The organism is Paenibacillus campi (assembly GCF_034659835.1).
Lineage (GTDB): Bacteria > Bacillota > Bacilli > Paenibacillales > Paenibacillaceae > Saccharibacillus > Saccharibacillus campi.
The window spans coordinates 149,917-162,501 of sequence record NZ_JAXSQZ010000006.1 but is presented as its reverse complement, the minus strand read 5'-3'; the positions used below and the strand labels follow the sequence as shown (position 1 = coordinate 162,501).

10 protein-coding genes are annotated in these 12,585 nt (G+C 47.2%); 4 read left to right on the top strand and 6 right to left on the bottom strand.

The features are described 5' to 3' along the window. Window positions 1-118: 118 nt before the first annotated feature. Window positions 119-1,612 (bottom strand): peptide MFS transporter, encoded by a 1,494-nt coding sequence (locus U1I11_RS15380; protein ID WP_322907028.1) that lies wholly within the window; start codon window positions 1,610-1,612, stop codon window positions 119-121. 348 nt (window positions 1,613-1,960) lie between these two features. Here U1I11_RS15380 and greA point away from each other — a divergent pair, with 348 nt between their 5' ends. Together greA and U1I11_RS15370 are read left to right on the top strand one after the other, a co-directional pair. After that, entirely contained in the window at window positions 1,961-2,449 is a 489-nt protein-coding gene (gene greA / locus U1I11_RS15375; protein ID WP_322907027.1) for a transcription elongation factor GreA, read from the top strand. A 701-nt stretch (window positions 2,450-3,150) separates the two neighbouring features. Beyond that, on the top strand, window positions 3,151-4,329 hold the full coding sequence (locus U1I11_RS15370; RefSeq protein WP_322907026.1) for a metallophosphoesterase: 1,179 nt from the start codon (window positions 3,151-3,153) through the stop codon (window positions 4,327-4,329). A 130-nt stretch (window positions 4,330-4,459) separates the two neighbouring features. Here U1I11_RS15370 and U1I11_RS15365 read toward each other — a convergent pair whose 3' ends face one another. Beyond that, the gene (locus U1I11_RS15365) at window positions 4,460-6,358 is read right to left on the bottom strand and encodes an ABC transporter permease (protein ID WP_322907025.1); all 1,899 of its coding nucleotides are present in this window, start codon (window positions 6,356-6,358) and stop codon (window positions 4,460-4,462) included. Further along, the gene (locus U1I11_RS15360; RefSeq protein ID WP_322907024.1) at window positions 6,333-7,097 is read right to left on the bottom strand and encodes an ABC transporter ATP-binding protein; all 765 of its coding nucleotides are present in this window, start codon (window positions 7,095-7,097) and stop codon (window positions 6,333-6,335) included. The genes U1I11_RS15365 and U1I11_RS15360 overlap by 26 nt, the downstream gene beginning before the upstream one ends. A gap of 372 nt (window positions 7,098-7,469) precedes the next feature. On the opposite strand from U1I11_RS15360, the gene U1I11_RS15355 reads away from it, so the two are divergent. Further along, the gene (locus U1I11_RS15355) at window positions 7,470-7,883 is read left to right on the top strand and encodes a copper amine oxidase N-terminal domain-containing protein (protein ID WP_322907023.1); all 414 of its coding nucleotides are present in this window, start codon (window positions 7,470-7,472) and stop codon (window positions 7,881-7,883) included. Between the two features lie 199 nt (window positions 7,884-8,082). On the opposite strand, the gene U1I11_RS15350 is transcribed toward U1I11_RS15355, so the two are convergent. From U1I11_RS15350 to U1I11_RS15340, 3 genes are all read right to left on the bottom strand, one after another. Beyond that, on the bottom strand, window positions 8,083-9,075 hold the full coding sequence (locus U1I11_RS15350) for a sensor histidine kinase (RefSeq protein ID WP_322907022.1): 993 nt from the start codon (window positions 9,073-9,075) through the stop codon (window positions 8,083-8,085). Beyond that, complete coding sequence (locus U1I11_RS15345; RefSeq protein WP_322907021.1) at window positions 9,072-9,785, bottom strand: response regulator transcription factor; 714 nt, start codon at window positions 9,783-9,785, stop codon at window positions 9,072-9,074. The genes U1I11_RS15350 and U1I11_RS15345 overlap by 4 nt, the downstream gene beginning before the upstream one ends. A gap of 537 nt (window positions 9,786-10,322) precedes the next feature. Then, window positions 10,323-10,700, bottom strand: coding sequence for a YxeA family protein (locus U1I11_RS15340; protein ID WP_322907020.1), 378 nt, complete (start codon window positions 10,698-10,700; stop codon window positions 10,323-10,325). Between the two features lie 523 nt (window positions 10,701-11,223). On the opposite strand from U1I11_RS15340, the gene U1I11_RS15335 reads away from it, so the two are divergent. Next, entirely contained in the window at window positions 11,224-12,294 is a 1,071-nt protein-coding gene (locus U1I11_RS15335) for a YdcF family protein (RefSeq protein ID WP_322907019.1), read from the top strand. The last annotated feature ends 291 nt before the right edge of the window (window positions 12,295-12,585 follow it).

The window sequence follows — 12,585 nt, the reverse complement described above, 5'->3', positions numbered from 1 at the left end:
ATATGGAATGTGTGTGTCCAGCTTGGATAACTTTGGAATGTTTGATCCGCTGGGCATGGCGATAGTATACGTTTGCTGTAGCCTGTCCACTAGTTTTACTTCTCGCTAGCAGGCAGTGTTATTTGATGCCTTTCATATAGCTCTGAATTTTCGGACCCATTACGAACAAAATAATACCGAGCACGATCGAGACACCGCCGATTGCACCAAAATAAAGCAGTTCAGTCTCTTTATTGTACAGCGTCGTCAACACGGCATTAATCGCTTGTGCCGCTGCATTGGACAGAAACCATAAACTCATCGTTTGGGCGGAAAAGGCGGCTGGCGCAAGTTTGGTCGTGGCGGACAGACCGACCGGCGACAAACATAGCTCACCAAGTACGATAATAAAATAACTGAGTACGAGCCAGAGCGGGCTAACGAGTTCATGTTCACCGCTAAAATAAACAGGCAGCAAAATGACGAGGAACGATAACCCGGCAAACAAAATACCGATCGCAAACTTGCGCGGAATAGACGGCTGGCGATCGCCCAGTTTCATCCAAATCCAGGCGAAGACCGGCGCCAGCACAATAATAAACAGCGGATTAAGCGACTGAAACCAGGTTGGCGAAATGTTGATGCCCATATATTGTAGCTGGGTACGCTGATCCGCAAACAGTGCCAATACGGTCGATGTCTGCTCCTGAATCGCCCAGAACATAACCGCTGCGATAAACAGTGGGATATAGGCGGTCAGACGCGAACGCTCTACATCGTTCGTTTTCGGACTGCGATACATGACGACAAAATAGCAGATCGGGATCAATACCCCAAGCACCGCTACGACGAGCACGAACGTTTCCAGCGTCAGCCAGCCGAACGTGATCGCCAGCGCCAACAGAATCGCTACGACAATCGCACCGATACCGATGAGTTTGGCTACTTTGCGCTGTTCTTGTGTGCTCATCGGATTCGGAACGATCATACCGGCAAGACCGAGACTGCGCTTACGGGTAATCATAAACACGATCAAGCCGATCAACATCCCGATCGCCGCCAGCCCAAAGCCAAGATGGAAATTGTACTCGGTGCCAACCGTACCGACGATAAGCGGTGCGATAAAGCCACCTAAGTTAATGCCCATATAAAAAATGCTAAAGCCGGAATCACGGCGCGCATCTGCTTCGCTGTACATCTCGCCAACGATCGTCGAGACGTTAGGCTTCAGCAGACCGGTGCCGAGCACGATTAGCCCCATCGAAGTGAACAGCATCGCCGCTCCACCGGGGAAAGCAAGTACAATATGACCGAACATAATCAATATGCCGCCATAAAAGACGGAGCGCGATGGCCCGAGCACACGGTCAGCTAGCCAACCGCCGATAATGCCGGACATGTAAACGAGCGAGCCATAGATAGACATAATGGCAGTTGCCATCGTCTGATCGAGACCAAGCCCACCTTTACTCACCTCGTAATACATGTAGTAGATCAGAATCGCTCTCATGCCATAATAAGAAAAGCGCTCCCAGAACTCCGTGAAAAAGAGTGTGAACAGTCCGCGTGGATGTCCGAAAAATCCATGCTGAGGCACACTATCGACGATCTCTTGTTTTGTTGGATTGGACACGTTACGTTATACCTCCTTGAAATGGTCATGTCCGGAGCAGTGGAAAGGAGTCGTGAGCGTCTTCCTTCTGCTGTCCATAACACTGCCCACTACCGTACCTTGTAAGTTGCTTATTGCAATGTACTTACACGTTTGGTAAGTAGGCGAACCATTACGATATAATATAATGTGCATATACGCAATCGAAAAAATTGGAAAAAGATGATATTTTCGTGTAAAAATGAGTACATTTTTCGAGGAAAGCAATTATACGACATGTCCCTTTTCCAATCGCATCATTTAATTTGCCGTGAAGCGGGGCAAATAGCGCCAGGTAAGGTATAATACAAAATAAGGAGTTGAGAGTAAATGGCAAACGAAAATGAAGAAGTTATTTTGACCCCGGAAGGGCTCGCCAAGCTTGAAGATGAGCTAAAAGAGCTGAAAGGTCCACGCCGTAAAGAGCTGGCGGCACGTCTAAAAACAGCGATCAGCTATGGCGATTTGAAAGAAAATAGTGAATATCACTCCGCCAAAGAAGATCAAGCGTTTATGGAAACACGTATTTTGACGTTGGAGCGGATGCTGCGTAATTCGCGCGTCATCAGTGCGGAGCAAATGGACACCTCGAAGGTGAGCATCGGCTCGATCGCGGTGCTGAAAGATATTGAATTTGACGAAGTGATCGAATATCAGCTCGTTGGTCCTGCGGAAGCGGACCTTGCCAACAACAAGTTGTCATACGAAAGTCCGCTTGGCAAAGCGCTGATGGGGCATCAGGCGGGAGATAAAATCGCCTTTGAAGCACCGATGGGCACATTCCATTATGAACTGTTGGAGATTAAGCCGGGTCAGTAATGAATACGGCTGATGACCAGGGCATGTATGCGTACACGTAGTATGTTCGGATAGCCACCACTGCGGCAAAACATAATGGCAGCTGTGTGTACTAGTGGATTGTCTCAAATATATTTACGGTTTGTCGATCTAACCATTGCTTGATGATGAATCGGTTAAGGTGCGTTCAAACACAATTTCCATTTGAGACAGCCTACTAGTATGCTGACCAAGTTAAATTCAAATTTTGAATGTGCATTAAATTGTTTGTAAATAAGAGATTGATCGAGTTTGAAAACGCAAATTAATCGCGGTCAATGTACTAGACTTGAACGAGTCGCTACCCCTCCACAGCACAGGCACACCTTGATCGAAGCTGGAAACAAGCAGCATGAGCGATTGGCTGCTCGTCATCGTAACTAGGATCGGTTAGCGCTATAAAGGATTGGCGGCTCGCCACGTAGTTGCTGCTGTTGCTGTGCGTACTTCTGTACACATCGTCAGCCGTATAGCCGCTTACCGTACACTTTAAAATTAAGGCGATGCCAAAGCTGCTGTCTGTATTATACAGGCAGCAGCTTTTTGCTAGTTGTTACTATATTTATACACGTTACGTTTTGTAAATCGATGATTGAAGTTATATACTGAATGAAGATTGAAATAATACAGTCAGTGGCATACTATTCGTATGTCAGAATATGATGGAATAGGGGATACCGACTTTGTGGATAGGGATTGCAATACTGATAGTGTATCATCTGCTCATCTTGTACATCGGCTGGAACGGTTGGGTATGGCTCGCTACGATGTTTCCACAGCAGATGTTACCACGTTATGTGTGGGTGATCGTGCTGCTGATTTTGGCATATGCGCTGTTTCTCGGTTTTTGGCAGAGTGAAATTAGCGCCTTCAAATGGATCGGCGCGGTCTGGATCGCGTTAGTGTATTTCTCGGTATTATGGTTGCCGGTGATGAACCTCATCTTATGGCTGCTGCGCTGGTCGCCGTTATCGATGACAACCGCTGTCATCTGGGCAGGTTGGTTGACGCTGGCAGGACTTATTTTGACCGTATGTATAGGTGCATATAACGCTTACAGCCCGGTCGTACGCTCGTATGCGATCGAGATCGATAAGCCGGTTACCGGCAAGTCGGAACTGAATATTGTGATGGCGTCGGATATGCATTTTGGCGCGCTGTCCAATGAAAGTCATGCTCGCCGTCTGGTGGAAGGGGTCAATGCATTAAAACCTGATCTGATTTTGCTGCCAGGCGATATTATCGACGATAATTTACTGTATTATACAAAGACCGATATTCCGAACATTTTAAAAGGATTTCAGGCACCGGTATATTCTTCACTCGGCAATCATGATCGTTTTGAACAAGGTGTGGATTTGGTCGATGTGTTGAATAAAAGCAATTTGCATGTGTTATATGATGAATCGGTCGTACTCGATAATGGCATTACGCTCGTCGGACGTCGCGATTATAGCGATCGACCACGTACCGAACTGGGCAAGCTGCTGGACGAAGTCGATCACACGCATCCGGTCATCGTACTTGATCATCAGCCGTATGAGCTGGATGCAGAGCAGAAGCTGGGCACTGATCTGGTGTTATCCGGGCATACGCATCGCGGGCAGATGGCACCGTTCTCGCTAGTGACGAAGCGGATTTTTGAAAATGATTGGGGATATTTGCGCAAAGGGCAGCTACATTCGATCGTATCCTCCGGCTTCGGCTTCTGGGGGGCGCCGCTGCGCATTGGTACGCGGTCTGAGATTGTGCAGATTCATGTGAAGTTTCGCGGGGCGGCTGCGGGAGCAGACGTGAATACAGGAGCAGGTAATTCTGGTGGGACGGCTGGTGCTTCGGTTTCAGTTGATGGAGGGGCTTGAAGCGATAGTGGAATGAAGACGTGTATGCGAGTGAGTTTGCGTACACACTTAATATGCAAAAAGGACGCTGTTCTCCGTATGGAGGACAGGCGTCCTTTTTGTATTGCAGCACGTAGCGGTATTGCAGCGCTCACTGCAATGCTTCACGCACCTGCTTGATATAGAAGAAGCGTACGATGAAGAAGTACACGACTTGGATCATAAAGAAAATGCCGAGCACGGTTGCGCATTCTGTTAGTAATTGGGCGTTAAACAGATGGGCGAGTGTCGTTAGTGCGATGGAGCCGTGCAGCAGGGCGATGATAATAGGGGCGAAGAACAGCAGCGCAATTTGCCTTGTTAGCACGCGATTTAGCTCGCGGTCGGTCAAGCCGAGTTTGGCGATAGCGCGGAATTTTTGTTTGTCTTCGTCCAGATCGCTGTAGAGACGGAAGTAGAGAAAGCTGCCTGCTGAGACGAAGAAGACGATGCCGATGAACAGTCCGATGAATAATGAGATGCCGTATAGACTTTGTACGATATAGAGCGTGTACATCGGGATGTCTGTCATGTAATGTTCGTCGTATTGTTTGATCGTACCGTTTGTCAAAATTTGTTCAGCGGCTGTGATCCATTGTTTTTTGCTGGCATCGCTTTGCCATACGTACGCTTTGGTAACTTTAACGGGCGAGCCGAGGCGTTGATACTGTTCATCCGAGACGATGAGCGTTTCACTGCTGTCCGGAATCGCTTGTGAAATGACCGTTTCGGCAGGTTGCAGCTTAATTCCACCGGATAGGCTGATGCCGTGCTGTTTTAATCGATTTGCCGCTTCCAGCCGGTTGTCGCTTGATATAGCGATTGCTGCTTGATTGCCTTGTACTCCGATCGGCGTCCCGCCAAGTAAAGCATTGGCTTGGTTGAATGCGGTGACGTTGATGATTACGCGTTCAGTTTCATCTTGTTGTAGCTTATAGTAGTTCAGCGTCAGTTGCAGTTGTTGAGGCTGAATACCCGCAGCTTGAATTGCCCGGTTGATCTGTTGCACATGGGCATCGCGCTCGGTATCGCCAGCTTGTGAAATATAGGTGATCGGATATGTTTGTGCAGACGGCGCACCATTGTGCACAAGCAGCGTCTGCATGCCATACAGTGTGCCGATCGCGCAAAACGATATGGTTGATACCATCGCCACTAGGAAAAAGGTGCGTGCATTATCTTTCATCCGATACGACAGATCGGACAGCAGCAACATATTCGTACGGTGCCAGAAAAAAGAGGGGCGTTTTTTCAGGCTGCCGATCACATACACGCTCAGTTGAGTAAACAGCAAATAGGTGGCGATGCTGACCATAACAATAATCGGCAGCAGCAATTGCACCGCCATTTCGGTAGTAATGGATAGTGACAAGCTATAGCTAAGCGCCAGCAGAATCACCACAAGCAGCGAGAGCCAGACGGAAGCACGTGGCTCGCTTTTAGGTGCGCGCTGGCTGCGGATGAGTGAGATCAACGATTCGCTGCGCACAATGGCGGCGATAAACAGCGACATAAGTACAAACAGCAGTAGAAACGACACTACCGTAATCACAATTGCCTGCAAAGGGATGTAAAAGTTCAACCGTTCATCAAGCACCAAAATATTTTCGCCAATGAGCAAAATCGCTTTGGCAAACACAAGTCCGATTAGGATGCCGCCAACCGTTGCACCAGCACCGATCCATATATTTTCCAGAAACACCATCCGCTTTAGCTGACCGGGTGACATGCCTTGCAACATGAGCAGACCGAATTCACGTTTGCGTGTTTTCAAAAAGGCGCTCATCGAATAGAGGACAAAAAAGAATGAAAATGTATAAATGAGCCATTTGGATGTCGACAACGCTTTGTGCGCGTTCACGTGTATATCGTTCCCGTTCAATGCCGGATGATACGCAAATACAGCAAACGTAAAAAAGATCATGACCGTAAACATGCTGCTTAGAAAATAAGCGGCATACAATCGTTTGTTGCGCAGCACGTTATTAAACGCGAATTGACGAAATGTCACTGGAATGCCCTCCTAACAAAGACAGTGTATCGATAATTTTTTGGAAAAATGCCTGCCGATTATCGCCGCGATGAATCTCGCTATACAGCTGTCCGTCACGGATAAAAATAACGCGGCTACAATAGCTGGCGGCGACCGCATCATGGGTGACAAGCATCATCGTTTTGCCTTGCTCATGGTTTAATTGTTCCAGCATCTCCATCACATCACGTGCTGATTTGGAGTCCAAATTGCCGGTTGGCTCATCGGCAAGCAGCAATTGTGGCGAATGAATCATCGCGCGCGCAATTGCGGTTCGTTGCGCCTGTCCGCCGGAAATTTCGTACGTGCGTTTGTTCATAATCGAGCTGATGCCGAGTCGTTCAGCGATGGCAGCGGCTTTTTGCTTCATTTCACTGACCGGACGACCGTCGAGTGTGAGCGGTAGCACGATATTTTCTTCAATGGTGAGTGTGTTCAACAGATTGAAGTCTTGAAATACAAAGCCAAGTTCCCGGCGGCGAAACTCAGCTAGCTCGTTTTTGCGTAATTGGTTCACATTGCGTCCGCCGATCAAAATCTCGCCTGTTGTAGGACGATCGATCGTGGCGATCAGATTGAGCAGCGTCGTTTTGCCGCTACCAGACGGGCCCATAATGCCGACAAATTCGCCGTCCTCAATCGTAAACTGAATATCGCTTAGCGCCTTATATGCGACTTTACCTTCATAAATTTTACTGACATGCTGTACTTGTAACATGCTGAAAAACCTCCCTGTATGCGTGATCACCGTTGCAGGTTTTGACTGTCTATACGTTGATCCGATATTTTGTTGTAAGCTGCGTGCGGGTTGCTGTTGCGGTATGAACCTGTATAGCTACAGTATAGAAGGGTTGCCGATGATGGACTATCGAATTGCCTTTCATCTGTCTTACAGTGATGTAAGGTGGGGGCTTGCATACGCGAATTTTTGTTGCTTTGGGACTTATATGAATTGGCGGAAAAATCAATTACACTAAAAGTGGAACTGCTAAGAGCTACGTGTTCTCGGTGAATGAAATAAAATGAACAGAACGGAGTAAGACGATGCTAAAAAAATCGGTTTGCTATTCGTTCTAGTTGGTGCAATGCTATGCACGAACCCGATTCAGACAAGTTGGGTTGCTATACCTGCTATAGCTCGGGGGTACACTTAAGCATAAATGGAGAGAATGTAAAGACAGATTATGAAGCTTATATTGTCAGGGCGACTCAAACCGCTTATGTACCGATCCGTTTTGTAACCGAAGCACTTGGAGGGACGGTAAGCTGGGATAAAACAAAACAGCAGGTTACGATCCATTCCAAAGATAAAAAAGACATTATTTTAACAGTAGGTAGTAACGTAGCCTATGTGGATGGAGCGCAAAAAGTTTTGCCTAATTCTCCGCAATTGACCACGCCTAGAGTTATAGTTCCGGTTCGCTTTGTATCTGAAGTGATGGGCGCCAAAGTGAACGCATATAAACATACCGATGACGTAGAATATATTGATCTAAAATGGTGAACAATATAGGACACTTATTGGATCACTATGAGCCTGTTGAGATAAAAATCAATACAAAGAGTCATCGTTAATTCGATTGCTCTTTGTATTGATAACATATCTCCATCACCCGTTAGACAACATCAGCGAGCCGCTCAAGGACATACCTTTTTATTGATGATATGTCTGCATCACTCTCTGACCGCTCATGCCTATCCCTCTATGCCTTCACCTGATACGACCGCAACAAAACCCGTACCGTTGTGCCTTCACCAGGCGTAGATTCTAGTTCTAATTTATGATCAAGCCGTTGTGCTGCTTCTTTGGTCAAATACAGACCCATGCCGGTCGATTCGCGGAAATGGCGACCGTTTTCGCCGGTGAAAAAAGGGTCGAATACGCGCCGGATATCATGTGCCGGGATGCCGACGCCGTGATCTTGCACTTCGATGATGGCGTGATCATTAGCGATCCGGGTAATGAGATGCACTTTTTTTCCGCTGCCGGATGAATATTTTACCGCATTGCTCACCAGTTGGCTGATCATGAAAAAGAGCCATTTTTCATCCGTTTCAACGACGATTTGTCCGGATTGTTCCTGTACGTCAGGGTATACGCCGCTGCGGATAAAGGAGCGCTTTTGCTCATGTACGACTTCGCTAATTAACTGTGACAGCACGACTGGTTTGACATGAAAATCGTGCTGGAAATTGCGCAAGCGTGCCATATACAGCACCATATTCAAATTGGCGCGCATTTGCTCGGCTTCCTCACGAATGCTGGCAAATTCCGGTTCGTCCACCTGCTGCACGGTCAATTCAATGACTGATAACGGCGTTTTCATCTGATGTACCCATTGATCCATAAACGTCAGATGCTCGCGCTGCTCGTGTCGATTAGCATCCAGTTGCTGCTGGTAATAACGATATTGCGTGCGCAATAGCTCTTGCAGCGCTTCACCAATTGGCGTCAAATCGCGCTGTAACACGTCTTCCGGCACTTGTAGTGGTTTGCTAAGCAATGCGTAAAAACGTCTCCGGCTTACATAATGGTATGCCAAATAAACAGCGGTCAGAAATGCGCCCAGAAATACCGAATATAGCGCTGGCAGCAGATGATGATACCCATCCAGCCAGTAAATGCCGAGCACGCCAAACAGCACGACCAGTTGCATTATGATCAACAGCCTATGCTCACGCCAAAATAGCTTCATAGCAGCTCACGTCCTGACGTCGATTCCGGCAAATGTAGGCGGTAGCCGATACCTCGCACCGTTTCTACTGCTTGCTGCAATCCTAGCTCGTACAGCTTTTTACGCACACGGGTAATGTTGACGTTAAGCGTATTTTCATCGACAAAGGTTTGGTCATCCCACAGCTTTTCCAGCAGTGCTTCACGGCTGGCGACACGCGGATAACGTTCCATTAGACTTTCAATAATGTCCGCTTCTTTTTTGGTCAGCGCGACGAGCTGTTCGCCATAGGTCAGCTCTAGCCGTTCGGAATATAGCGTCAGCGCTTCTTTTTGCACGATTCGTTCCTCCTGCCTGGTGGCGTATTCGCCATAAGCACGCCGCAGTTGGCTGCGAATTTTTGCCATCACAACCCCGTAATCAAACGGCTTTGTAATGTAGTCGTCTGCACCGTTTTCAAGCGCCATAATTTGATCCATCTCACCGGCACGCGCTGAAATAAACAGCACTGGACAGATGGAGTGATTGCGAATTTGACGGCACCAATAATAGCCGTCATAGCTCGGTAAATTCACATCCAGCAGCACCAGATCAGGCTGCATCGCTGTAAACTGCTCCATAACCCGTTCAAAATCAGTCGTTAATACGACCCGGTAGCCATAGCGTTCCATTTGAGCTTGCAGCAAACCGGCAATTTTATGGTCATCCTCGACAATCATAATCGTTTGCATGATGATCCGCTCCTATTCGTTGTGGGCATAAAAAGATGATTGGACTTGTATCCGGCTTAAATATCGGTATAATCAGTTTGTTGTTATTGTATGTTCGTAAACTGATTTGCAGATCGCCGCGTATAAGTTGGTATATACATGCTAGTAGTAACTTGTCTCAAGAAGATGTAAAGTTGCGTCCGTCTGAACCCTGCTTGAACCGTGCAACATTCAGACGAACGCCATCCCTGAATAAATTTGAGACAAGCTACTAGACGGCATGTTCAAACGTTCATCATGATTTCAGCCGTCAAGCAGCCGCAATATGATCTACACATCGATGGCATACCGTATGCCAATGCTATACGTTGTATCATATACTTAAACCGTTATCCGAATAAACGAAAGCAAATACCCTGCGGATGTCAGCTACTATCGCTCACAAGGCAGGGTATTCAACCTTTGCATACAACCAGATCGTATCTATACCGCGCTATAACGGCTCGACTCTCTCTGTTTATGCAAAGTTTATCCAAATGATTGCAATCGTGTTGCCGTTTACTGCCCGCTCGCTGTTTGCAAATGAGCGCTTACGGTAGCAGGTAAATCTGCTTGTTTTACCTCATTGTACGATAAAATATAACCGCCTTTGGAGACGAGGCGGATATAGGCGCCTGAGCGTAATTTTTTCGTGCTTGTAAATGTCGTCTGCTGCATGGTTCCATCTTCATGCCAAGCGGGTAATGTGTATTCGACCGTTCCAAATGAACCCGTTTTGACGGCGCTGTTATCGATTTGCACATACGCATATTGTTCACGCATAAACGGATTGAATTGTACTTGATTGCGTTCAGACATGAGGTGATATAACCCGTAACCGACTACCGCCGTGGCGATCACAATCAGTGCGCTTAACGTTAAAATCCACTTTTTCATTTAAATAATCGTCCTTTCAAATAGGATGCACCTAGAGCGTATATGCAAACTCTTAGGCTGCGTACCGCAGCGGTAGATGCTCTAACGCAATAGTTTGCGTACGCGCTCTAGTAGGCTGACCAGCTTACATTCAGTGTCTGCTTCACTCCATCTTCTGAAAGATACACTGGAATCGTAGCAGGAGAACATCGCTGTTCTGCACGATCAAACCACTTATTTAACGCGGTCAGTCTACTAGCTAGCGGATACGTTCATATCGCGTCCACTCCGGTTGCTATGCATCGGATTGTAATGAAATAAACATATGCCTACTCAGCCGCTATTGCTGTTACTATAGAACTAATATCGCTGTACAGTTGCTGTTCATGTTCATATTCCCATCGTACCGGATCACGCTGCCAACGGGGATCGATTTGGCTTACGGTAACCTTACATTACTGTAAGACGGCAACGTCTTTTCAAAAGATCGATGTTTTACATACAATAAAGAGACAATCGAATGATGAGCTGGAGGAGATGGAGGATGAGGGTATACATACTAGGTGCGGCACTGCTGTTGCTGGCGTTGTTTGCGTTTAGCCATGCAGCAGATCGAAGGCGATTGCAAAATGGGGTCTATTTGACGAGTGGGCTGCTACTATTGCTGTTTGCCTTTGCCATTTATATGCTGCGTAGCCCGGATAGTTTTTGGCAATATGCTAGTTTGCTGCTGCTGTTGATCGCGGTTGCGCTTTTGCCGGTCATGGTGCTGGCGATCAGTGTCGGGCTGTTGTATAACGGGCGTATTTTGCTGAAACGGGAAGGGTGGAAGTTGCGTAATACGATTCCTGCACTGGCAGGGATTGCTATTATCGTCGTGCCGGTGCTGACATTATTAGCACCGCCGGTGCGCTGGGTGCAGTTGCCGGTATTGCTGCTGGAGCTGTATATGATATATTTTGGCTTTTTGTTTGTCTGTTATCTCGTATCGTCGTTTTTGTATAACCGGTATAAGCCGCAGTATATGACCGATTTTATTATCGTGCTTGGCAGCGGGCTCATTCGTGATCGGGTGCCGCCGCTGCTTGCCAGCCGACTCGATGGCGGAATCAAGCTATACCATCAGCAAAAGCTGCGTGGACAGGCACCGGTGTTTATCGTCTCCGGCGGGCAAGGTGCGGATGAACTGATTTCCGAAGGTGCGGCGATGCGGCTGTATTTGCTGCAACATCACATTCCGGATCATCATATTATTGTGGAAGATCGTTCGGTTAATACGATGCAAAATATGCGTTTTTCGCGCAGCATTATGGATGATATTATGGGCGCACGCTCGTATCGCTGTGTGTTTGTTACGAATAATTTTCATCTGTTTCGCGCAGGCATTTATGCACGGATTGCCGGTATTCGTGGCGACGGAATCGGCACGCATACGGCGCCGTATTATTTGCCCGGTGCCTTTATTCGTGAATATATTGCCGTGCTGGTGATGCATAGGCGGATTCATGTGTCGATTATGCTGTTTATGTTACTGAGCATTTTGACATTGTTCGAGTTGATTCCGAATATGATGTATATGCTGGCGGATAATGCACAGGATTCGTTTACACGTTAATCGTACTTGAGCAGACTTAGTACATTGACCGAGATTAATATGAGTTTTGAAGCCGGATCAAGCTCTTACTGATAAGGTACTTCGTACACAATCCAAGTTGAAATTTAACTTGGTCTGCGTACTCAGGATTGGCTTGAAATTGCATACCGACTCGGCATCATGGAAAGCAATGCCTGATTTTCGTTCATCACGGTTCCGTATGTTCGTTATAATCGAAACATGAACTATAAAGCAGTTAGCCGAGTGTCAGCATAGTGCAGTTGACAACTGGCTAGCGTGCCGGGATGGAGG